The 21,955-nt window shown below is 72.2% G+C and carries 22 protein-coding genes; 12 read left to right on the top strand and 10 right to left on the bottom strand.

Annotation, left to right across the window (positions count from 1 at the left end; translation table 11 throughout):
* Nucleotides 1-23 precede the first annotated feature (23 nt).
* Entirely contained in the window at nt 24-1,454 is a 1,431-nt protein-coding gene (locus tag ACE7GA_RS07575; protein WP_376097892.1) for an FAD/NAD(P)-binding protein, read from the bottom strand.
* Between the two features lie 106 nt (nt 1,455-1,560).
* Nucleotides 1,561-2,733 carry a calcium-binding protein gene (locus tag ACE7GA_RS07570; RefSeq protein WP_376097889.1) on the bottom strand — a complete coding sequence of 391 codons (1,173 nt, stop codon included), beginning with the start codon at nt 2,731-2,733 and terminating at the stop codon, nt 1,561-1,563.
* A 337-nt stretch (nt 2,734-3,070) separates the two neighbouring features.
* Between ACE7GA_RS07570 and ACE7GA_RS07565 the strand changes: the two genes are divergently transcribed.
* The 4 genes from ACE7GA_RS07565 to ACE7GA_RS07550 all read left to right on the top strand — a co-directional run bounded on the left by ACE7GA_RS07565 (nt 3,071) and on the right by ACE7GA_RS07550 (nt 6,987).
* The gene (locus tag ACE7GA_RS07565) at nt 3,071-4,360 is read left to right on the top strand and encodes a bifunctional folylpolyglutamate synthase/dihydrofolate synthase (RefSeq protein WP_376097886.1); all 1,290 of its coding nucleotides are present in this window, start codon (nt 3,071-3,073) and stop codon (nt 4,358-4,360) included.
* A 101-nt stretch (nt 4,361-4,461) separates the two neighbouring features.
* A complete protein-coding gene (locus tag ACE7GA_RS07560) occupies nt 4,462-5,886 on the top strand; it encodes an NAD(P)-binding domain-containing protein (protein WP_376097884.1) in 1,425 nt (474 codons plus the stop codon).
* A gap of 34 nt (nt 5,887-5,920) precedes the next feature.
* A complete protein-coding gene (locus ACE7GA_RS07555; RefSeq protein WP_376097881.1) occupies nt 5,921-6,424 on the top strand; it encodes a CMD domain protein in 504 nt (167 codons plus the stop codon).
* Nucleotides 6,421-6,987: a peroxidase-related enzyme gene (locus tag ACE7GA_RS07550; RefSeq protein WP_376097878.1), complete on the top strand. Its 567-nt coding sequence runs from the start codon at nt 6,421-6,423 to the stop codon at nt 6,985-6,987. Before ACE7GA_RS07555 ends, ACE7GA_RS07550 begins: the two co-directional genes overlap by 4 nt.
* A 257-nt stretch (nt 6,988-7,244) precedes the next feature.
* On the opposite strand, the gene ACE7GA_RS07545 is transcribed toward ACE7GA_RS07550, so the two are convergent.
* Complete coding sequence (locus ACE7GA_RS07545) at nt 7,245-7,940, bottom strand: helix-turn-helix transcriptional regulator (RefSeq protein ID WP_376097875.1); 696 nt, start codon at nt 7,938-7,940, stop codon at nt 7,245-7,247.
* A gap of 63 nt (nt 7,941-8,003) precedes the next feature.
* Here ACE7GA_RS07545 and ACE7GA_RS07540 point away from each other — a divergent pair, with 63 nt between their 5' ends.
* From ACE7GA_RS07540 to ACE7GA_RS07505, 8 genes are all read left to right on the top strand, one after another.
* Nucleotides 8,004-8,744: a class I SAM-dependent methyltransferase gene (locus ACE7GA_RS07540; RefSeq protein ID WP_376097872.1), complete on the top strand. Its 741-nt coding sequence runs from the start codon at nt 8,004-8,006 to the stop codon at nt 8,742-8,744.
* Between the two features lie 10 nt (nt 8,745-8,754).
* Nucleotides 8,755-9,411 (top strand): hypothetical protein, encoded by a 657-nt coding sequence (locus ACE7GA_RS07535; protein WP_376097869.1) that lies wholly within the window; start codon nt 8,755-8,757, stop codon nt 9,409-9,411.
* 43 nt (nt 9,412-9,454) lie between these two features.
* Nucleotides 9,455-9,709, top strand: coding sequence for a DUF2171 domain-containing protein (locus ACE7GA_RS07530; protein WP_376097866.1), 255 nt, complete (start codon nt 9,455-9,457; stop codon nt 9,707-9,709).
* Nucleotides 9,710-9,832: 123 nt separating this feature from the next.
* Nucleotides 9,833-10,273, top strand: a complete 441-nt coding sequence (locus tag ACE7GA_RS07525) for a hypothetical protein (protein ID WP_376097863.1) — start codon at nt 9,833-9,835, stop codon at nt 10,271-10,273.
* 143 nt (nt 10,274-10,416) lie between these two features.
* The gene (locus ACE7GA_RS07520; protein ID WP_376097860.1) at nt 10,417-11,865 is read left to right on the top strand and encodes a bifunctional phosphopantothenoylcysteine decarboxylase/phosphopantothenate synthase; all 1,449 of its coding nucleotides are present in this window, start codon (nt 10,417-10,419) and stop codon (nt 11,863-11,865) included.
* Nucleotides 11,862-12,317 carry a dUTP diphosphatase gene (gene dut, locus ACE7GA_RS07515; RefSeq protein ID WP_376097857.1) on the top strand — a complete coding sequence of 152 codons (456 nt, stop codon included), beginning with the start codon at nt 11,862-11,864 and terminating at the stop codon, nt 12,315-12,317. Before ACE7GA_RS07520 ends, dut begins: the two co-directional genes overlap by 4 nt.
* 93 nt (nt 12,318-12,410) lie before the next feature.
* On the top strand, nt 12,411-12,890 hold the full coding sequence (locus ACE7GA_RS07510; protein ID WP_376097854.1) for a hypothetical protein: 480 nt from the start codon (nt 12,411-12,413) through the stop codon (nt 12,888-12,890).
* A 39-nt stretch (nt 12,891-12,929) separates the two neighbouring features.
* Nucleotides 12,930-13,727 (top strand): ThiF family adenylyltransferase, encoded by a 798-nt coding sequence (locus tag ACE7GA_RS07505; RefSeq protein ID WP_376097851.1) that lies wholly within the window; start codon nt 12,930-12,932, stop codon nt 13,725-13,727.
* A 125-nt stretch (nt 13,728-13,852) separates the two neighbouring features.
* Here ACE7GA_RS07505 and ACE7GA_RS07500 read toward each other — a convergent pair whose 3' ends face one another.
* The 7 genes from ACE7GA_RS07500 to ACE7GA_RS07470 all read right to left on the bottom strand — a co-directional run bounded on the left by ACE7GA_RS07500 (nt 13,853) and on the right by ACE7GA_RS07470 (nt 21,800).
* Nucleotides 13,853-14,821: a Bug family tripartite tricarboxylate transporter substrate binding protein gene (locus ACE7GA_RS07500; protein ID WP_376097848.1), complete on the bottom strand. Its 969-nt coding sequence runs from the start codon at nt 14,819-14,821 to the stop codon at nt 13,853-13,855.
* Nucleotides 14,822-14,938: 117 nt separating this feature from the next.
* Entirely contained in the window at nt 14,939-15,655 is a 717-nt protein-coding gene (hisA, locus tag ACE7GA_RS07495; RefSeq protein WP_376097845.1) for a 1-(5-phosphoribosyl)-5-[(5-phosphoribosylamino)methylideneamino]imidazole-4-carboxamide isomerase, read from the bottom strand.
* Between the two features lie 10 nt (nt 15,656-15,665).
* Nucleotides 15,666-16,226, bottom strand: a complete 561-nt coding sequence (locus ACE7GA_RS07490) for a GNAT family N-acetyltransferase (RefSeq protein ID WP_376097842.1) — start codon at nt 16,224-16,226, stop codon at nt 15,666-15,668.
* Complete coding sequence (gene hisH, locus ACE7GA_RS07485; RefSeq protein WP_376100153.1) at nt 16,223-16,882, bottom strand: imidazole glycerol phosphate synthase subunit HisH; 660 nt, start codon at nt 16,880-16,882, stop codon at nt 16,223-16,225. The genes ACE7GA_RS07490 and hisH overlap by 4 nt, the downstream gene beginning before the upstream one ends.
* A gap of 46 nt (nt 16,883-16,928) precedes the next feature.
* Nucleotides 16,929-17,339, bottom strand: a complete 411-nt coding sequence (locus ACE7GA_RS07480; protein WP_376097839.1) for a DUF2628 domain-containing protein — start codon at nt 17,337-17,339, stop codon at nt 16,929-16,931.
* Nucleotides 17,339-17,953: an imidazoleglycerol-phosphate dehydratase HisB gene (hisB, locus tag ACE7GA_RS07475; RefSeq protein WP_376097836.1), complete on the bottom strand. Its 615-nt coding sequence runs from the start codon at nt 17,951-17,953 to the stop codon at nt 17,339-17,341. Before hisB ends, ACE7GA_RS07480 begins: the two co-directional genes overlap by 1 nt.
* Before the next feature lie 70 nt (nt 17,954-18,023).
* On the bottom strand, nt 18,024-21,800 hold the full coding sequence (locus ACE7GA_RS07470; RefSeq protein ID WP_376097833.1) for a M10 family metallopeptidase C-terminal domain-containing protein: 3,777 nt from the start codon (nt 21,798-21,800) through the stop codon (nt 18,024-18,026).
* Nucleotides 21,801-21,955 lie beyond the last annotated feature (155 nt).

The raw sequence follows: 21,955 nt of genomic DNA, 5'->3' as shown, positions 1-21,955 counted from the left end.
AAGGGCCCCACGAAAGGCGGACGTCAGTCCGCCGCGACGCGCGCCGGATCCAGCACGACCTGCGGCACGTCGTAGGCGAGAAGTTCGCCGTGCAGCCGTGGCATGTCCGCCGCGAAGAGACCGCGCGTCACGCCCGCTGCGACCCGCGGCGCCGCGATCGCCATCGCGTTGATCGAGGCGCCGGCAGGGCCGAAGGACATTGTCGTGCCGAAGCCGAACAGGTGGATGTCACGGATCCACGGCGTCCGTCCCGGCTCACGCTCGGTGAAGGCGCTGCTCGGATCGAGGTAGGGAAAGCGCAGCAGCCGCTCGTCTCGTTCGCTGTCCGGCGGCACGAAGCGGTCGCCCCAGGTCGCGACGTTGTCCGCGCAGTTCGCGAGGCACGGCACGGAGGCCGCGTCCATCCGCGTGCCCGTGCCGCAGATCAGGAAGTCCGCCGTGAAGGGGCCGCGCGGCGTGTCGAGGATCACGCGGCCATCCGCGCCACGCGCGCCGGTCCAGGGGCGGCCGACATGCATCGTGAAGTTCGGATGGCGCGTGACGCGGGCGTAGGTGTCGGCCGGGAAGCCCTCGCGCAGGCCGAGGATGAAGGACAGGAACCGCCAGCGCCATTCGTCCGGCATCTCGCCCATGTGCCGCAGGAAGCCGGCGAAGGTGAGCCAGCGATAGGGCTGGATGATCATCGGCTCCGCACGTCGGCAGAACAGGTCCACCGTGGTTGCGCCGGACTCGAGCGCGACCGCGGCATTGTCGAAGGCGGAGGCACCGGCGCCCAGCACCGCGACACGCTTCCCGCGCAGCGCGGCGAAGTCGATCTGCTCCCAGGCATGGGCACGGAAGCGCGGCGGGAGCGCCGCCACGAAGTCGGGCAGGTACGGCGCGCCGACGCCTTCCTGACCGGTCGCCAGCACGATCTTACGCGCATGCATCGGACCGTCGGAGGTCTCGACGCGGAGGCAAGGCAGCCCGTCATCCGTCGCCGCGGGGGAGATCGCCCCGGCCGCGACGCCGTTTCGCACGGGAATGCCCACGACGCGGCGGAACCAGAGGAGATAGTCGTTCCACGATTCCCTCGGGATCAGCCGCATGTCCCGGAAATGGTCGGCGCCGTGGATCGCCTCGTGCCAGGCCTGGTAGGTGAGGGAGGGGATGTTCAGGTCCGGCCCCGTCTGGTCCTTCCAGGACCGCAGCGCGTGCATCCGGGCGTAGGTGGTCCAAGGACCTTCCCGTCCCTCCGGGGCGCGATCGAGGACGAGGATGTTCCGGACCTTGTCGCGCAGCAGCGCGAAGGCGACGGCGATGCCGCATTGCCCCGCGCCGACCACGAGGCAGTCCAGCACCGGCGCACCGCCGATCGTCTTCGGTTTCAGCCACTCCGCCCGGGGATGCGCGATGAGGTCGAGGTCGCGCGCGATATCCGCTTCGAGTTCGGCAAGGTTGCGCGGGGCGGGCATGGGCGTCTCCGGGAGCCGCCGACTGTGCGGCGGGCATCACCGGCAGGCAAACCGCGCGCCGCGGACCGTCCGGCGACAGCCGGCCCGTTCCGCGTAGCCCGTTCCGCTAGAGGATGAACCAGCCCTCGACCGGCTTGGTCCCGCCGACGCTCGAGACGTCGATCTCCAGGTCCGCGACTCGGTCCCCGTCCGAGTCGCCGAGGATCGCGTACTGCCCATAGGAGACGACGGCGTACCGGAGCTCTCCGGCAAGGCCGGAGAACGCGTTCGTGCCGACCCAGGTGAAGCCCTGCCCGTTCGGGAGTTCGGCGAGTGTCTCGTACAGCGACAGGTCGATCCGGTCCCCTTCCGAGTACCGGAAGTCGAGGATGGCATCCGCCGAGAAGTCGCCGGGCTTGCTGTCGCCGTTGTAGAAGACGAACCGGTCCGCGCCCGACCCGCCGATGAGCAGGTCGCGCTCGGTCCCGCCGATGATCACGTCGTTGCCGCCGCCGCCGTCCAGCTGGTCGTTCCCGCTGTCGCCAAGGAGCCTGTCCGTCCCGTCCTCGCCGTACAGCCGGTCGTGGTCGGCGCCGCCGGCGAGCGTATCGTTGCCCGTGCCGCCGTACTCCGTGTCATTGTCGCCGGCACCGAAGATCACGTCGTCGCCCGCGCCGCCGAAGGATCGGTTGTTGCCGGCGCCGCCCAGGATCGTGTCGTTGCCGTCATCGCCCTGGGCGTATTCGCGCCCGTCGCCGCCGTCGATGTAGTCGTTGCCGGCGCCGCCATAGGCCATGTCGTTGCCGAGGCCGCCGAGCAGCACGTCGTCTCCGTCGCCGCCGGCCACCACGTCGTTCCCCGCGCCGCCGGAGACGATGTCGCGACCGGCCCCGCCGAAGAGCTGGTCGGCCCCCGCGCCGCCGTCGAGGCCGTCGTTCCCGTCGCCGCCGTCGAGCTGGTCGTCGCCGGTGCCGCCGACGAGGAGGTCGGTCCCCGCCCCGCCGAAGAGCTGGTCGTTCCCGGCATCGCCGAAGAGCTGGTCGTTGCCGTCGCCCCCCGACAGGTAGTCGTTGCCGAGGCCGCCCAGCAGCGTGTCGTTGCCGAGCCCGCCATGCAGCTGGTCATCACCGTCGCCGCCGAGCAGCGAGTCCCGGAAATCCGTCCCCTGGACGAAGTCGTTGCCGCCCTTGGCGTCGAAGGAGATGACGTCCGACAGGACGCTCCACGACGGCCGGACGGAGAGGGTTAGAAAGACGGCCTGTGCCGCGTTGGTCCCGGTGGTGACGATCCGGAGGGCCATGATGCGCTGTCCTGGGCCGGCGCGGGGTGGAAGGAACCGCACACGGAACGATCCATAAAGGATCAGTTCGTGCATCGTATCAATTGGTAAAGTGAGGTAGAGTAAGGAAGGCCTGATCTTGGTCCGAAATCTCATATTTTGATCATTTCTGACGATAATTAGGCAGACTGCCGCGGATGCTGGTGACGCTCTGGAAACGGTACGGCGGTCACAGACCCCGCAGTACGGCCCGATCAGGTCCGTCCGCATCACGTCGAGCCGTGGGACAAAGCCCTCGACACGTCCCCCGCGCGGCGCCTCGTTGACGACCGCCGGTTCTCCCGCGCACACCTCCGGCATGGGACGCAGCGAAGCGATCGTCGACCGGCTGCATGCCCTTCACCCCCGCCTGATCGATCTCAGCCTCGATCGACTCCGGCGCCTCCTGGCCGCCCTCGGCCACCCCGAGCAGCGCCTGCCGCCTGTCCTCCACGTCGCCGGAACCAACGGCAAGGGCAGCACCTGTGCTTTCCTCCGCGCCGTGGCGGAGGCCGCGGGACAGCGGGTCCACGTCTATACCTCCCCCCACCTAGTGCGCTTCCACGAACGCATCCGCCTCGCCGGCCGATTGGTGGAGGAAGACGCCCTCACCGTGGCGCTGGAGGAGGTCGAGGCGGTGAACGCCGGCGCCCCCATCACCGTCTTCGAGGTGACGACCGCGGTCGCCTTGCTGCTCTTCGCGCGGACGCCGGCGGACCTGCTGGTGCTGGAGGTCGGGCTCGGCGGACGGTTCGACGCGACGAACGTCGTGGACCATCCCGCCGCCTGCGCCATCGCCTCGATCTCCATGGACCACATGGATTTCCTTGGCGACACGATCGAGAAGATCGCGGGTGAGAAGGCGGGCATCCTCAAGCCCGGCGTCCCCGCCGTGACGGGCGCCCAGCGCGCCGAGGTCCTGCCCGTCCTGGACGCGGAGGCCGCGCGGGTCGGCACGCGCGTTCAGGCCCGCGGCCGCGCCTGGAGCATCGAGGAGACGGACACCGGCCTTCGCTTCCGCGACGCGCACGGGGCGCTCGACCTGCCGCCACCCGCGTTGCCCGGGCCGCACCAGGCGGACAATGCGGGCATCGCCGTCGCGGCGCTGCGTGCCTGGAACCCGTCCTGGCTGACGGAGGACGCGCTGCGCCGCGGCGTCGCGCTCGCCACCTGGCCGGCGCGGATGCAGCGGCTGCACGGATCGCTCGCGGCGTCCCTGCCGCCGGGCTGGGAGCTCTGGCTCGACGGCGGGCATAACGCCGGCGCGGGCGAGGCGATCGCGGCGCAGCTGCGGCGCTGGCAGGCGGGCGGCGTCCCGACCCACCTCGTCGTCGGCATGAAGCGCAGCAAGGCGGTCGGGGACTTCCTTGCGCCGGTCCTGCCGCTCGCCGCCTCGGCCTGGGCGGTGGCCGAGCCGGACCAGCACCTCGCCGTCACGCCGGAGGACATCGTCGCGGCCTCCGGCGGCGTCGCGCGGATCGGGCCCCGTGTCGCGGATGCGCTGCGCGGGATCACCGCCGGCGGCGGGACGCCCGGGCGGATCCTGATCTGCGGCAGCCTCTACCTTGCGGGCGAGGTGCTGAAGGCGGACGGGAGCCTGCCGCGCTAGCGACCCGCCCGACGCCCGGGCGGGGAATGCGACGCCCGCCTGCCATTGCCCTCTGCGTCGCACCGCGCCAAGTCGGGTCCCGGACCGACGGAGAGGTGCGGGTGTCCCTGAGCGACCTGGAGGCGCGGCTTCGGCACGACCTCGCCTGCCTCGAACTCCCCGGCAAGCCCTGGGTGCCGGAGCGGGCGGGCCCGGACGGCAGGCCCGTCACGGATGTCGCGGTCATCGGCGCGGGGATGTGCGGCCTGACGGCCGCGGCGGCGCTGCGTTTCCTGGGAATCGAGCGGTTGCGCGTGCTGGACCGGGCCCCCGCGGGGCAGGAGGGTCCCTGGATCACCTTCGCCCGCATGGAGACGCTTCGCTCGCCGAAGGCCCTCGCCGGCCCCGCGCTGGGTCTGCCCGCCCTGACCTTCCGCCAGTGGTTCGAGGCGCAGCATGGCGCCGAGGCCTGGGAGGCGCTCGGGAAGATCCCGCGCCCCATGTGGATGGACTACCTCGTCTGGTACCGGCGCGTGCTGGACCTGCCCGTCGAGAACGGCGTCACCGTCACCCTCGTCCGTCCGCGCGGGGACGGGCTGATCACGCTGGAACTTGCGGAAGGACCGCCGGTGCATTGCCGCCGCCTCGTCCTCGCGGGTGGGCGGGACGGGCTGGGCGGGCCCTTCGTGCCGGAGGTGATCCGCGCCCTGCCGCGCCGGCTCTGGTCGCATTCGGCAGACGATGTGGACTTCGCGGCGCTGCGTGGGAAGCGTGTCGGCGTGATCGGGGCCGGGGCGTCGGCGATGGACAACGCGGCCACGGCGTTGGAGGCGGGCTGCGCGACGCTCGACCTCTTCGTCCGCCGCGCGGCGCTGCCGCGGGTCAACAAGTTCACGGGCATCGGCAGCGCGGGGACGGTGCACGGCTTCGCCGGCCTGCCCGACGAGTGGAAGTGGCGCTTCCTGCACACGGTCAACGCGGCCCAGACGCCCCCGCCGCGCGACAGCACGATGCGCGTGTCCCGTCACCCGAACGCGCGGCTGCACCTGTCCTCGCCCATCCGTTCCCTGCGCGACGCCGACGGCGCGTTGGTACTGGAAACGCCGCGGGGCCGGCACGTCCTCGATTACCTCATCGTGGCGACGGGCTTCGTGACCGACCTGGCGCGGCGGTCCGAATACGCGCTCGTCGCGCCGCATGTCCGGGCGTGGGGGGACCGCTTCCCGCTGCCGCCGGACATGCCGAGCGAGGAGCTCGCGACCTCCCCCGACCTCGCACCCGACTTCTCGTTCCAGGAGAAGGTGCCAGGGGAGGCTCCGTGGCTGTCGCGCATCCACTGCTTCAACCATCCCGCGACGCTGTCCCACGGGAAACTGTCCGGCGATATCCCCGCGGTCTCGCAGGGCGCGGAGCGCCTGGCGCGTGGCATCGCGCGGTCGCTGTTCGTCGAGGATCGCGCGATCCACTACGACCGCCTCGTTGCCTTCGACACGCCTGAGCTGCTGGGCGACGAATGGCCGCAGGCGGCGGAGGACGCCGCGGCGTGAAAGGATCGTCCCACCCCGTCGCATCCGAGGCCGCATGAACGAGCCGGAAGACCTGATCGACGACCTCCTCGGCATGGCGCCGGGATCGCCGCTGGACGCGCTGCGGCGTCAGCGTCCGGAAGCGCGGCGACACGCGCAGGGCGCCTACCGGGAACTGCTGATGCCGGACGATCCGGGCAACGTGTCGCACGCCGAGCGCGCCGCGCTGGCGCTGCGCGTCGCACTGCGGGAGGGCGACGCCGACCTCGCCGCGCGCTATCGGGCGTTGCTGACCAACGCGGATGCGGAGGAGACCCTCATGCTGGCGGAGGATCTTTCGGGCGACCCGATGGAAGGCCGCCTTCCCGTGCTGCTGCGCTACGCCGACGTCGTCGCGGCCCGGCCGGAGGCGACGACGCAGGCCGACCTCGACACCCTGCGCGGGATGGGGCTGACGCCGCGCGACGTCGTCGCGATCACGCAGCTGATCGCCTTCGTGCCCTACCAGGTGCGCCTGCTCGCCGGGCTGCGCGCGCTGATGCAGGAAGCCGCCGCATGAACCGCTTCACCATGGAAGAGGTGGGCTGGACGCCCCGCGTCCCGCCGGTCGAGGCCGAGACGGCGACGCCCGCGCAACTGGCGGCGCTGGAGGCCTGCCCGCCGGCGCAGCGGCGCTCCACCTACTTCCTCACCCTCGCGAATGACCCGGCCTCGCTCGGGGAGCGCGGGGCGCTCTTCAACGCGGTGATGTACGCCCCCCGCGGCCTGCCGCGGGCGGAACGCGAACTGGCCACCGCCGTCACGTCCATGGCGAATGGCTGCGTCTACTGCACCTCCGTCCACGCCCGTCGCTTCGCCGAACTCACGAGGGACGCTCCGGCCATGCAGCGCATCCTGGATGAGGGCTGGCTGTCCGACCCGGACCCGCGCCGCCGCGCCGTCGCGGCCTATGCCGACAAGCTGACGCGGACGCCGGCTGCGGTGACGGCGGCGGACGTCGCGGCCCTGCGCCGCGCGGGGCTGGACGACCTTCAGATCCTGGACCTCAACCACTCCGTCGCGATGTTCGCGAACGCGAATCGGCTGATGCAGTCGCTCGGAGACTCGACCCCGCCGGGGTGATCGCCCCGGGGCGGGCTGCGCCCTCCCCGAACCCCTTCCACCGGGGGCGGACGCGCCCCTCGACCGCGTTCTGCCTGGGCCGATCCGGCCAGCGGGGTCGCTTCCAAGGCGGCGCGAGGAGACGCGCGAGCCAGGATTCCGGTTGGCACCCCATGGATGCGCGGACGCGAGGGTCCGGGAGGGCCGGGGAGGCTTGGCCTTTTCTGGTCACCCGCGCGGGACGAAGGGCATCAGGCCGGGACCAGCGCCGGCCGACATCAGTCCTCCCCGCCAAGCGCCTCGGCCAGGCGCCAGTCGGCCAGCAGGACGCGGCGGTGGCGGGGGATGCGGCCGCCGGCGCGGGAGGCCTCGCGGATGCGATCGAGGCGGAAGTGCCGGAAATCCTCCCGCGTCTCGCACCAGGCGACGAGGACCTCCGCGGCCTCGAAGAAGCCGACCGCGACGGGCCAGACGACGCGGTCGGTCTCGCGGCCCTTCTTGTCGGCGTAGTGCAGGCGGAGACGGGCCTCCTCCCGCAGCGCCGCGCGGATCAGGGGCAGGTGGGGGGAGGCGGTGGCGACAGGGCCGGCCAGCAGCCCGCTCTCGGCCGCCGCGTCGGCGCGGCCGGGCGGCAGGGCGGCGGCGATGCGGGCCAGCGCCCGGGCGGCGGCCTCGGCCAGTTCCGGGTCGGCGCGGCGCTGGACGAAGCGCAGGCCGAGCATCACCGCATCCGCCTCGTCGTCGCCGAGCATGAGCGGCGGCAGGAAGGTTCCGGGGCGGAGGACATAGCCCAGCCCCGGCTCGCCCTCGATCGTGGCGCCCCCGGCGTTGAGGGTCGCGATGTCGCGGTAGAGGGTGCGGAGGGAAACGCCGAGCTCCTCGGCCAGGATCGCGCCCGCCACGGGCCGGCGCCTGCGGCGCAGGGCGTCGAGCAGGGCGAGGAGGCGGCCTGACCGGGTCTGGGCGGAGGTCACGCTGCCGATGCTGGCGCGGGGCGGCCGTGACGGGAACCCGCCCCTGGCCTATCTGTCCCCGCGATGCCCCAGGACACCACCGATTTCGGCTTCACCCCCGTCCCGCGCGAACAGAAGGCGCGGATGGTGCGGGATGTCTTCGATTCCGTCGCGCCGAAATACGACGTGATGAATGACCTCATGTCGCTCGGCCTGCACCGGGTCTGGAAGCGGATCTTCATCAACGCGATCGGAGCGGGGCCTCGGGACACGCTGCTGGACCTCGCCGCGGGGACCGGCGACATCGGCTTTCTCGCGCGCGAACGTGGGGCGGGGCGCGTCATCCTCGCCGACATCAACCATTCCATGCTGAACGTCGGCCAGGGGCGGGCGCTGGACCGCGGCCTCGTCGCGGGCCTCGACTTCGTCTGCTGCGACGCGGAGCGGCTGCCCTTCCCCGACCGCTGCGTGGACCGGATCTCCATGGCCTTCGGCCTGCGCAACTGCACGGACAAGGACGCCGTGCTGCGGGAAATGCGCCGCGTGCTGCGCCCCGGCGGGAAGGCGCTGGTCCTGGAGTTCTCCCGGCTCCAGGTCGCGGCGCTCGACCCAATCTACGACGCCTGGTCGTTCAAGGCGTTGCCGGCGATCGGGGCGCGGGTCGCGAAGGACTCCGAATCGTACCGCTACCTTGCCGAGAGCATCCGCATGATGCCGGATCAGGACCGCCTGGCCGGGATGTTCGGCGACGCCGGGCTGGAACGGGTGAGCCACCGCAACCTGTCCGGCGGCATCGTCGCGATCCATCAGGGCTGGCGGCTGTAGGCGCGCGGCCATGCCCACGGCGGCGAACGAGCGGTGGTACGCGAATTCCTGGCTCTGGATGGAAGCCGAGGGCTACCAGTACGACCGGGGCACCGGCGACTGGCAGGTCGTCGCGGACCCCAACCCCGACCCCGCGCGCCGCAACCCGCGCGGCGTCCTGGCCCGCACCGGCGGGCTGATCGCGCGCCGCCGGGTGAACCTGGCGCAGGACAACGTGATGTTCCGCTTCGCGGCCCGGCGTTACCTCGGCGCTTCCGGCCCGCCGTTGCTGCCGCTCCTGAACTCGCCGTGGTGGATGGAGGAGGACCGGATGGTCCTGCTTCTCAGCCGCGCGCGGGGTGCGGGGGTGGGGCTGGTCGAGATGGCGCGGCGACAGCTCGCGCTCCCCACCGCCTGGACGGATGCGGACATCATCGTTCGGGTGAATCTCCGGCCGGGAACCCTCCTCGCCGCCCTGGCGGGACCGGGCCTGACGGCGGAGGGTGGGGGCGAGCGGCGGATCATCGCCCAGGAGGCGCCGCACCTTCTCATCGACCAGCTCTACATCCCCGGCCTGGGACGGCATCCGGCGCTGGCCCGCGGGACGGGCGAGGCGAATGCGGCGGCCTGGTTCGACGCGGCCTCGGCGACCGCCTTCGATCCGAACCACCGCGGCCTGAACCCATGAGGCGGCCACCCGTTATGCGGGCGGGCCGAAGGGGAAGGCAGCGATGGTCGATACGACGCTCATCCGGGAACGCATGCCCGTGGTGGATTGCGAGGGGCGCCGCGTGGGCACGGTGGACCACCTCGATGCGGGCCGGATCAAGCTGACGCGCGCCGGATCTTCGGACGGCCACCACCACTACCTGCCGTTGTCCGAGGTCTCCTCCGTGGACGAGGCGAAGGTCACGTCGCAGCTGACGTTCGAGGAACTGGAAGACCTGTTCCGGAGCGAGGGCGAACGGAGCCACGCCGAGGGCTGACCGGCCGGTCCCTCCTACAGGCTGGCCGATCACGATCCGGGTGGGCGCCACGTGCGGCGAGCAGCGTCCGGCATCCTGGGCCATGTTCCGCCGTTGGGCGGCGGTCACGACGGAGCGCACCTCATGGCCATCTCGACCCGGCTGCACGGATTAATCGACTACGCGGCGGCAGTGTCGCTCGGGGGCCTCGCACTGAGCGGCGCGCTCCGCGGCCGGCCGGGGCGGGTCGCGGCGATGGCCACCGCCGTGCCGGTGGCGGCCTTCCTCTCGACCGACTTCGAGGGCGGCGTCGTCCCGACCTTCAGCGTGCGGGAACACCTGACCTTCGACGTCGTCGCGGGGCTCCTGCTCGCGGGCACCGCGCTCGCGATGCGGAGGGAGCCACCCGCGGCGCGCGCTGTCCTCGCGGGCTACGGCATTGCGCAGTTCCTCCTGGGCCTCTCGACCGATCCGGATGCGGGGAGCGGGCCGGGGGACGGTGCCGGGCCCCTCGAGCGGTTGTTCGGCGGCGAAGACGGGCTGCGCCCCATCGCGGAACGGGTGCGGCGGCTCGTGGAGGCCTGACGCTGGCCGGCTTCGGTTCCGATCCCTGTCGGTGGTGCTGCAGGTGAGGCCGGAGGCAGGCGCAGCCTTCCTCCCGGGTCGACCGGCGCAACACGGCCCGCCGCCGACTGTCCGCACCGCGCGGGGGCCGCTACCCTGGCCTCATGCTCGCCCGCCGCCGCGTCCTCCTCATCGTTTCCGGCTCCGTTGCGGCCTACAAGGCGCTGGAACTCGCCCGGCTGCTCGGCAAGGCCGGCGCGGAAGTGACGGGGCTGCTGACGGGCGGCGGCGCGCGCTTCGTCACGCCCCATGCGCTGCAGGCCATCACGGGGCGGCCGCTGGCAGCCGACCTGTGGTCGCTTGTGGAGGAGGGCGAGGGGCGCGGCCATATCCGCCTGGCCCGCACGCACGACATCGTCGTGGTCGCGCCGGCCTCGGCCGACCGGATCGCGCGCATGGCGGCGGGCTTCGCGGATGATCTCGCGGGCGCAGTCCTGCTGGCCTGGGACGGGCCGCTGCTGGTGGCACCCGCGATGAACCCGACGATGTGGGGGCATCCCGCGACCAACGCGAACGTCGCGACGCTCCTGGCGCGCGGCGTGACCTTCGTGGGGCCAGAGGAAGGGCCGATGGCGGAAGCCGAGAGCGGCGTCGGCCGCCTGTCCGAGCCGCCGGCGATCCTCGCGGCGATCGAGCGGGTGCTGACCGATCCGACCCACGGCGCACCGGACGCGGAGCTCGAGGCGGCGCTGGACGCGGCCATAGCCGGCATCAGCGGGGAGGACGCGGCGCCGCGCGGCGGGGCGGACCGCGTGACAACGCGCGCGTCGTCCTTCTCCGCCTCCTCGCATCCGGAGGCGCCGCATCACCTGTCCGGTGCGGAGGTCCATGCGTCGTCGTTCAGCGCGTCCTGGTCCTCGGCGGCCGCTGTCGCCTCGCACGCCGTCGCGGGCACGGCGTCCGGGGCACTGCCGCTCGCCGGGCGGCACGTCATCGTCACCTCGGGACCGACGCATGAGCCGCTGGACCCGGTGCGCTACATCGCCAACCGGTCCTCCGGGAAGCAGGGGCACGCCATTGCCGGGGCGCTTGCGGCGCTCGGGGCGCGGGTGACGCTGGTGGCCGGCCCGGTGAACGTGCCCGATCCCCAAGGCGTGGAGGTCCGTCACGTGGAGACGGCGCGGGAGATGCTGGCGGCGGTGGAAGCCGCGCTGCCCGCCGATGCCGCCGTGATGGCCGCCGCCGTCGCGGACTGGCGCCCGGCCGAGGTCGCGACGCAGAAGGTGAAGAAGGGCGAAGGCGCGGCCGCCCCGCCGCTGGCCCTCGTGCCGAACCCCGACATCCTCGCCACCCTGTCGCGCCACGCGCGGCGGCCGCGTCTGGTGGTGGGCTTCGCGGCGGAGACCGAGCGCGTCGTCGAACACGCATGCGCAAAACTGGCGCGAAAGGGCTGCGACTGGATCGTCGCGAACGACGTGTCGGGCGACGTGATGGGGGGCGACGCGAACGCGGTGCACCTTGTCTCGGCCGGGGGCGTGGAGGACTGGCCGCGGCTGCCGAAGGGGGAAGTGGCGGCGCGGCTGGCCGACCGCGTGGCGGAGGCGCTGCGGTGACGCGGGATGCCACGATCCGCGTGACCCGCCTGCCGCATGCCGAAGGCTTGCCGCTGCCATCCTATGCGACCGCCGGCGCCGCCGGCGTCGACCTGCTGGCTGCCGTGACGGAACCGCTGGTCATCCCGCCAGGCGGACGCGCGCTGGTGTCCTGCGGCATCAAGGTCGCGCTGCCGCCTGGCCACGAATGGCAGGTGCGCCCGCGCTCCGGCCTCGCGCTGCGGCATGGCATCGTCCTGCCGAACTCCCCCGGTACGGTAGACGAGGACTATCGGGGGGAAATCCAGGTCATCCTGATGAACGCGGGGACCGAGCCCTTCACGGTGGAGCGGGGCATGCGCATCGCGCAGGCCGTCCTGGCGCCGGTGACGCGGGCGGCTTTCCAGGAAGTCGACGAGCTGGACGACACCAGCCGCGGTGAGCGTGGCTTCGGGAGTACGGGCCTGCGTTGACGCCGTGCCGCCCGAGCCCCCTTGTGTTGTCACGATTTCGTGATAAGTCTGTCCTCAATTACCGAAGAACGTCTCGAATTGAGGAAATTACGCTTGCTTCTCCGTGCCCTCGGCCTCCTCGGCCTGCTTCTCTCGACCGCTTGCGCCACCATCACGCAGAGCCCAAGCCAGAATGTCACGGTGGTCACCGAGCCGCCTGGGGCGACCTGCACCCTGACCCGGAACGGCGTCGGACCCATGGGGACAGTGAACCCGACGCCTGGCACCCTGCGGGTCGGACGCTCGGTCCGCGCGCTGGACATCGCGTGCACGCGTGAGGGCTACCAGCCCGCCCAGCAGACGGTGGAGTCGAGAACGAGTCCCGTGTTCCTCGCCAACGTCCTCGTCGGCGGCGTGGTGGGACTGATCGTGGACGCGAGTACCAGCGCCTCCACCTACTATCCGGACAGCGTAACGCTGACCCTGTCGCCGATAGCGCCACCGGCCGCGGCGCCAGCGCCGCCGGCGATCTCGATGGAGCCGATCCCTGACGCGCCAGTAAGGCGCCGCGCCGGCGGGCGGCCGATGAGCTGACGCGGCAGTTGCCGCGCGGGGGGCGGTGACCGACATGCAGTGCATGGACGGTCCCGCCCCCTCTCCCTCGACTTCTCCGAGGACGAACTTCACCGCTACTCCCGCCACATCCTCCTCGGCGAAGTAGGAGCAGTGGGGCAGGCGCGGCTGCGCGCAGCGCGGGTGCTGGTGGTCGGCGCGGGCGGGCTGGGCTCGCCGCTCGCGCTCTACCTCGCCGCGGCCGGCGTCGGCACGATCGGGATCGCGGACCACGACACGCTGGAACTGTCGAACCTCCAGCGCCAGGTCGCGCACGTCACCGCGCGGGTCGGCCAGCGCAAGGCGGACAGCGCGGCGGAGGCGCTCCGCGCCCTCAACCCCCTCACGACCGTCGAGGTCCACGCGCGCCGGCTGGACGAGGCTGCGGCGGACGACCTGATCCCGCGCTACGACATCGTCTGCGACGGCACCGACAACTTCCCGACGCGCTTCCTGCTGGGTGATGCCTGCCACCGTCTCGGGCGCACGCTCGTCTCCGCGGCCGTGCTGCGGTTCGAGGGGCAGTTGTCCACCTTCAAGTCGCATCTCGGCCCACCCCATCCTTGCCACCGCTGCCTGCATCCCGAACCGCCGCCACCGGGCCTGGTGCCGTCCTGCTCAGAGGCGGGGGTGCTCGGCGCCGTCACGGGCGTGATGGGCACGCTCCAGGCCACGGAGGTGCTGAAGGAAATCCTCGGCATCGGCGAGGGCATGTCGGGCCGCCTGCTGCTCTGGGACGCGCTGGACGCACGCTTCCGCACGATCCGCCTGCGCCGCGACCCGGCCTGCCGCCTCTGCGGCAGCGCCGCGCCGGACTGACTGCGGACGGCTTCGGTTCCGATCCCTGTTTGGGGGGCGCCAGTTGTCTCTGGAGGAAGGCAGAGCCTTCCTCCAGCGTAACCTGCAACACCACCGACAGGGATCGGAACGGAAGCCGGCCAGCGTCAGTCCGCGCGGATGGCGAAGCGGCGCACGACCTCAGCGTAGCGGGCCGCGTCCTCGCGGATCGCCTTGGCCAGCGGGGCCGGGCCTTCCTCCTGCGGCTCGACGCCGAGGGGGAGAAGGCGTTCCAGGATCTCCGGCCGGCGCAGACCGGCGCGGTTGGCGGCGTTCAGGCGCTCGGCGATGGCGGGGTCCAGGCCCGGGGGCGCGACCAGGCCGTGCCAGCCGACGGCCGTGTAGGGTGCGAGGCCGATCTCGGTCAGCGTGGGCACGTCCGGCAGGGCCGCCGCGCGGGTCGCAGGCGACACGAACAGGCCGCGCAGGCGTCCGTCGCGGACGTGGCCGGTGACGGCGCCGATGTTGATCATCACGGCCGAGAGCGACCCGGCCAGGAGGTCGTTCACCGCCAGCGCGCCGCCGCGGTAGGGCACGTGGGTCCAGTCGCCCTCCGTCGCGCGGCCGACCTGCGCGACGAGGAGGTGGGCGAGGGAGCCGTTGCCCGGGGTGCCGACCGGGGTCGGCCGGGTACGGGCGCGGTCCGCCCAGGCGGCGAAGTCGGGCGCGGGGTCGTCGGCGCGGACGACGAGGATCTGCGGCACGGACACCGTGCGGTGCACCGGCGCGAAGCCCAGCGGGTCGAAGGCGAGGCGTGTGGAGAGGGCCCCGGTGATGGAGAGGGTGTCCGAGCCGGCCAGCAGGATATGCCCGTCCGCCGGCGCGCGGGCGGCCGCCGAGTAGCCGATGTTCGACCCGCCACCCGGCATGTTCTCGACCTGCACGGGGGCGCCGAGCACGTCGGACAGCGCACGGGCGGAGAGGCGCGCGACGACGTCCTGGGACCCGCCGGGCGCGACGGGAACGATGAGGCGGATCGGGCGCTCGGCCTGGAGGGCGCGGGCGACGCCCGGCGCGACGAAGGGGGCGGCGAGGGTTGCGGCGCCGAGGAGGAGCGGGCGGCGGGGGGTGGACATGGCGGAGCTCCGGGGCCGGTACTGATCGGCCGTCGCCCGCCTATTTCGCGTCCAGGCGCGAAAAGTCCAGGGCTTTACCACGATCAACGATCGGGATGCGTGTATATCTGCCGCGCGTCAGGCGGCGAGCGCTTCCCCCGCCGTCAGCCGCCCGTCGTAGAGCGCGCGGCCGATGATCACGCCGGCGATGATGCCGGTGGCGCGCAGGGCTCGGACGTCGGCCGCGCCGGCGACGCCGCCGCTGGCGATGACGGGCGTGGTGAGGCGCCGGGCCAGGGCCTCGGTCGCCGCGGCGTTGACGCCGCCGAGCATCCCGTCCCGCTCGATATCCGTGTGGATGATGGCGGCGGCGCCGGCATCCTCGAACCGCAGGGCGAGGTCCGTCGCGGCCATCGTCCCGACCTCCGCCCAGCCTTCGGTCGCGACGAGGCCGTCGCGGGCGTCGATGCCGATCGCGACGCGGCCCGGGAAGTCGCGGCAGGCGGCGCGCGCGAAGTCCGGGTCCTTCGCGGCGGCGGAGCCGAGGATCACGCGGCTGATGCCGGCTGAGAGCCAGGCCTCGATCGTCGCGACGTCGCGGATGCCGCCGCCCAACTGCACCGGGCGCGTCGTGGCGGAAAGGATGGCGCGCACGGCCTCCGCGTTCGCGGGGCGGCCGGCGAAGGCGCCGTCCAGGTCCACGACGTGCAGCCAGGGGAAGCCCGACGCGTCGAAGGCGCGGGCCTGCTCGGCCGGGTCGCCGTAGACCGTCGCCTGCGCCATGTCGCCGCGCTTCAGGCGCACGACCTGCCCGCCCTTCAGGTCGATGGCGGGGTAGGGGATGAAGTCCGTCACGGCCTGTCCGTCAGAGTCGGTCGGTGGGGCGGCCGCGGTGCGGCTCCAGCATCTTGTAGTAGTGGTGCCCCGCGACGGTGGCGCCGTTGACGCGGGCATAGGCGGGGTGCGTGCCCCAGCGAACGTAGCCCAGGTTCTCGAAGAGGAAGATCGCGCGCGCCTGGGTTTCCCGCACGTCGAGGTTCAGCACGCGGTGGCCGAGCGCGGCCGCGCGCTCCTCCACCCGTTCGACGAGGAGCCGCGCCAGGCCGTGCCCGCGGGCGTAGGGGGCGACGTAGGCGTGGGTGAGTTGCGCGGCCCAGGCCTGCGCCTCGTTGTTGCGGGCGGGGCGGACGAGCTGCGCGGAGCCGACGATGTGATCGTCGAGGCGTGCGACGAAGAGTTCGCGCTCCGGCACCAGCAGCACGCCGCGGAAGTGGCGGGACAGGGCGTCGCGGCCCTGGGGCGCGAGCCAGCCGAAGCCGCCGCCCTCCATGATCGCGTGGTCCGTCGCCTCGCAGAGGTCGGCCAAGTCCTCATCGGACAGCGCGGTCGCGCGCTCGACCGACGACGTGTGGATGACGTCGGTCATTGCCTCGCCCCGGGAGACCACCGAAGGAAGTTCCGCAGGATGCGCAGGCCGACATCGCCCGACTTCTCCACGTGGAACTGCGTGCCCGCCATGTTGTCCCGCCCGACGATCGCGACGACCGGGCCGCCGTAGGAAGCGGTCGCCAGCAACTCCTCCCGACGCCCGCCGCGCAGCGCGTAGGAATGGACGAAATAGGCGTGCGCGTCGGGCGCGACGCCGGCCAGCAGCGGGTGTGCGGAAGCGGGTTCCAGGCGGTTCCAGCCCATCTGCGGCAGCGGCAGCGGCGCGCCATCATCCCCGCGCGGGTCCATCGGCGCGATCTCGCCCTCGATCCAGCCGAGGCCGGGGGTCACGCCGTGCTCCAGCCCGCGCTGGGCCATGAGCTGCATGCCCACGCAGATGCCGAGGAAGGGTTTTCCGCGCGCGACCTCCTCGTTCAGCGCCTGCGTCATGCCGGGCAACGCGGCGAGGCCCCGCGCGCAGGCGGCGAAGGCACCCTGTCCCGGAAGGACGATGCGGTCGGCGTCGCGGACCGCCTCCGCGTCCTCCGTGACCGTGAGGTCGAGGGCGATCCCCTCCTCCGCCGCCGCGCGCTCGAAGGCGCGCCGGACGGAGGCGAGGTTGCCGGAGCCTGGGTCCACGACGGCGATGCGCATCAGGCGATCCACCCGTGCGTGGTCGCATCCCTGCGCAGGCGTGTCGTCATGCGACCGCCCCGGGCGCCAGGTCCGGCTTCAGGGTGACGGCGCGCAGCAGCGCGTCCTCGTGGTCGCGGCCCGCGACCACGCCGTGCAGGGCGTAGCCGCGGCGCCGCAGCATCCACCGTTCCAGGTCGCGCGCATGCAGGCCGAGAAGGATCTGGGCGGCGAGCGAGGTCCAGGGCATCAGGTCCAGGGTGACGGACGGATCGGCGGAGGCCAGTCCGGCCGTGACCAGCGCCCCAAGCGCAGCGCCGGCGACGGGCACGAACAGCGCCAGCAGCGCGCCGAGCCAGAGCCCGCGCGCGAGGAACCAGAACGGCCCGAAGAGGAAGGCCCAGAAGGACGACCCTTCCCGCACCAGCCGGGTCCGCGGCCGGTCCCCGGCCTTCGCGTGCAGCGTGTAGAGGCGCATCAGGCCTCCAGCATGCCCTTGGTCGAGGGGACCGCGTGCGGGGCGCGAGGGTCGGTCTCGGCCGCCGCACGCAGGGCGCGGGCAACGGCCTTGAAGCAGGCCTCCGCCACGTGGTGCGCGTTCGTGCCGGCGCGCTGGACCACGTGCAGCGTCAGCAGCGCGTTCATCGCGAGCGCGCGGAAGAACTCCTCGAAGAGTTCCGTGTCCATCTCGCCGACCTTGTCGCGGCCGAAGGTCACGGACCAGGCCAGGAATGGGCGGCCGGAGATGTCGAGCGCGGCCTCGGCCAGCGCCTCGTCCATCGGGACGACCGCGTGGCCGTAGCGCCGGATGCCCCGCTTGTCGGACAGGGCCTGCCGGATCGCCTGGCCCAGGACGATGCCCACGTCTTCCGTCGTGTGGTGGAAATCCACGTGCAGGTCGCCCTCCGCCCGCACGGTCAGGTCGGCCATGGAGTGCTTCGCGAAGGCGGTGAGCATGTGGTCGAGGAAGCCGATCCCCGTCGCGACCACCGCCCGCCCCGTCCCGTCGAGGTCGAGGGTGAGGTGGATGCGCGTCTCCGCGGTCTCGCGGGCGATGGTCGCGCGGCGGGCGGGCGGTGGCGGGGCGTCCATGGCCGGGGTTTAGACCCGGCCGCCCCCCGCGGATAGCCGGACCGCCCGGGCGTGACCCCGGGCGGGCGGTTCAGGCGACGAGCAGGAAGTCGCTCGCGGCCAGGGCCGTGCCGGGGTCGAGGTTGCAGATCAGGAAGGCGGCCTTGTCCCGGTTGCCGTCCACGTCCCAGAGCAGGGCGCCGGTGCCCTGATCGTAGAGGAACTGGCCCTGGATGCCGGTCGCGGCCGTCCCCGGGACGAAGCGGTTGGTCGCGGCGAGGTCCATCCCCTCGGTCAGCCCGCCCCGGAAGCCAGAGGCGTCGATCCACAGCTTGTCCTCGCCACTGACGAAGCCCTGGATGATGTCCTTGCCCTCCGCCGCGAGGTCCCAGCGGAAGAGGTCCGCGCCCGCGCCGCCGGCCATGATGTCCCGGCCGACGCCGCCGACGAGCAGGTCGTCCCCGTCGTTGCCGTAGAGCCTGTCGTTTCCGCCCGAGCCGATCAGCACGTCGCCGCCCTTGCCGCCGCGCAGCAGGTCGTTGCCCGCGCCGCCGTCGAACACCGCCGCGAAGGTCATCCCCGTCCCGGTCATCACGTCGTTCTTCACCCCGCCCGTCACGGACAGGCCCTCCACCCCCTGCACCGTCGCCGCGACCGTCGCGCCGAGCGCAACACTCCAGGGGCCGACCGCCTTGAAGGCGAAGGACACGACTTCCAGCGCATCGGCGAAGGACAGGACGAGGCTGTCGGTCCCGGTACCGCCGTCGATCAGGTCGCCGCCGCCCGAAGCGTAGATCCAGTCGTCGCCCAGGCCGCCATTGAGCGTATCCGCGTCCGAGGCGGCGAAGGATCCCGCCGCGGGGGACGCGCCGGCAAAGGCAGGCTGCTGCGTGTGGTCGGACAGGATATCGTTGCCGACGCCGCCGCTGAGGAAGTCGGCGCCCGCGCCGCCGGTCAGCCTGTCGTCGTCGTCGCCGCCGTCGAGCACGTCCGCGCCGCCGCCGGCGATGAGCGTGTCGTTCCCGGCACCGCCGGCGAGCGTGTCGTCCGCGTTGTCCTCCACGCCCTGCGGCAACAGCAGGCCCTGGGTGTCCACGATCGCGTCGGCGCCGTCGCCGCCGAAGGCCTGGTCCGCGCCGCTGCCGCCTTCCAGGCTGTCATTGCCCTCGCCGCCATCCAGCGTGTCGGCGCCGCCATAGGCGGAGATGTAGTCGGCGCCCCCGCGGCCGAGGATGCGGTTGTCGCCCTCGCTGCCGCCGAGGCTGTCGTTGCCGGCGCCGGCCAGCAGGCCTTCGGGCCGGTCTAACCATGTATCGGCCGTCGCGTGACCACCGGTGACGACGCTTGCCCGGATATCCACCAGGACGCCGACCGTGTCGGTGCGGTAGTCCGCGTAGTCGTAGCCGCCTCCGAAGAACAGGCGGTCCGCCCCGGCGCCGCCTTCCAGCACGTTGTCGCCACCGCCGCCGGAGAGGGTGTCGTTCCCGTCCCCGCCGTAGAAGGACAGGTCGTCGTTGTTGGCGATGAACTGGTCGCCGCCCACGCCGCCGCGCGCGATCTCCATGTTGAGCACCTGGAAGATGCCCTGCCCGTCCACCGAGAAGCTGTTCGTCGACCAGTTGAACACCCCGGCCGTGCCGCCGACCGCCAGCGTGTCGAAGCCTGAGAAGCCGCCATCCACCGAGAGCTCCGTGCCCACGACGATGATCGTGTCGTCCCCTGCCTCCCCGCGCAGCACGTCGCCGCCGCCGCGGCCCGCGAGCGTGTCGTTGCCGCCGCCGCCGTAGAAGTAGTTCGCCTCGTTTGCACGGCCGTAGAAGGCGTCGCCGTAGGCGGACCCCTCGAAGTCCTCGATGGAGAAGACTTGTATCGGGTTCACGACCTGCCCGATGGGGCCGGGGGAGATGTCCACCGCGACCCCGGCCGTCTGGTCGGCGAAGGAGACGCGGTCGAAGCCGTTCCCGCCTTCGTATACGTCGGCGCCAAGGCCGCCGTAGAGCGTATCGTCGCCCTCCCCGCCGCGGAGGGTATCGTTCCCGAGGTTGCCGTAGAGCCGGTCGGCGCCGCCCGCGCCCTCCAGCAGGTCGTTCCCCTCGCTGCCGACGAGGTCGTTGGCGAAAGCGTCACCGGTCATCGTGTCGTTGCCGGTGCCGCCGACGAAGCGCTCGACCGAGGCGTAGGTGTCGCCGGCCGCCTCGCCGCCATGGAGGCCCGTCGTGAGGTTCAACAGGACGGCGGCTTCGTTGAAGACCGCGGTGTCGTAGCCTTCCCCGCCGTTGATGATATCGGCGCCGGCACCGCCCACCAGCGTGTCGTCGCCGACATCGCCGCGGAGCGCGTCGTTGCCGCCCCGGCCGTTGAGGACGTCGGTTCCGAACCCGCCGCTCAGGTCCTCGACGTTTCCGCTACCGCTCATCGTGTCGTTGAAGTTCGAACCGCGATAGGCCTCGACCGAGGTGAAGCGGTCGCCCACCGCGTCGCCGGCGTTGGGAAAGAAGCCGATGAGGTCGAGGCCGATGGCAGCCCCGGCGTTAGTGTAATCCGCGAGGTCTGTTCCCGCCCCGCCGTTCAGGTTATCGGCTCCGACGCCGCCCACGAGCGTGTCCGCGCCGTCGTCGCCGTTCAGCCGGTCGTTGCCGTTGCCGCCGATGAGGAGGTCGTTGCCCAGCAGCCCGACAAGGTAGTCGCGCCCGTCGCGGCCTTCGAGCCGGTTGTCGCCCTGGTTGCCGAACATCGTATCGTCGTTCGTGCCGCCGATCGCGTTCTCGATCAGGCTTGCGGTGTTGCCGCGGAAGAGCAGGGCGTTGAAGACCTGCCCGCGGGCATAGATGTCGGGGTCGGCGCCGCGCGGGTCCAGCAGGGCGGCCTGGTAGGTACCGTCCGCGTCCACGTCCGTGAAGCCGCCGGGCGCGAGGTCCACCCGCAGCCTGGTCTGGTAGCTGCTGAAGTCATAGGTGTCGACGCCGCCGCCGTCCCAGATCGTGCGGAACAGGATGTTCGTGGGGGCGTTGCCGACCACCCCGTCGTCCGGCGTGCCCAGGCTCGTGCCATCGCGGCTTGTCCGGCCCGTCCCGTAGTCGAAGCGCCAGACCGTGTTGCCGGCGTTCGTCGAATAATCCGCCCCGTAGAGCGTCTGCAGGGCCTGGATATCCAGCATCATGTAGGACTGGGGGAGACTGCCCGCCGGCGTCTGGTAGCCGTTGTCCGGCGCGCCCACCGATTCGAGGTAGGTCATCGTCGTGAACTCGAGCGAGTCCCACTCCGTCGGCAGGATCGGGCTGTTGGCGACGCCGCCGACCGTCTCGGCGTGCGTGTGCTTCAGGCCGAGAGTGTGCCCGATCTCGTGGTAGAAGGTCTGGTAGTCGAAGGTGCCGAGGTCGGCGTTGTTGTAGTCCACGGTGTTGAACCAGGCGTCGCCGCCCCTGCCCGTCGCGGGGTACTGCCCATAGGCCGTCCACTGCGCCGGTGTCGGGTTCTGGATCGTACCGCTGGGACCGGGCGTCGTCGTCATCGCGAAGCGCAGGTCGGCCGTGAGCGGGGTGGCCCAGTTCCGGTTGATCGTGAGGTTGGTGAAGGACTCCACCTCGGCCAGCGCGACGTTGACGGCAGCGCTCTGGTACGCGTTCAGGGCGACGAAGCCGGTCGTCTCGTCCACCGTGATGTTGTACGGGTCGGCGGATCCCGCGCCGGTGGCAGGGTTGAACGGACCGTCGGGGTCGAAGGATACGGTCCGGGGATAGCCGTCGCCCCAGCCCGCGCCGGTCGTCGGGATGGAATAGGTGATCGTCTGGTTGTCCCAGGCGACTCCCTTGAGGAGGGGATCGATCAGGGCGTCCCCCGTGGGTGCGACGGTACGTGCTCCGGCCATCCTCTCCGTCCTCCTGCATCCCGGTCCCGGCTTGGGCGCGGTGGGATGAGGGGACGTTAGCCCGGGTCGTTCCAGGTGGCGCGGTGGGGACGCCGCAGGGCAGCGTTATTCTTGCCGAAGGATCGCCGAAGCTTCGCGGAATCGACCCTTCGCCG

The sequence above is a fragment of the Roseomonas sp. CCTCC AB2023176 genome (assembly GCF_042259275.1).
GTDB lineage: Bacteria > Pseudomonadota > Alphaproteobacteria > Acetobacterales > Acetobacteraceae > Roseomonas.
Note: the sequence above shows the minus strand (reverse complement) of the source record. Positions and strands in the feature narration are given on the sequence as shown.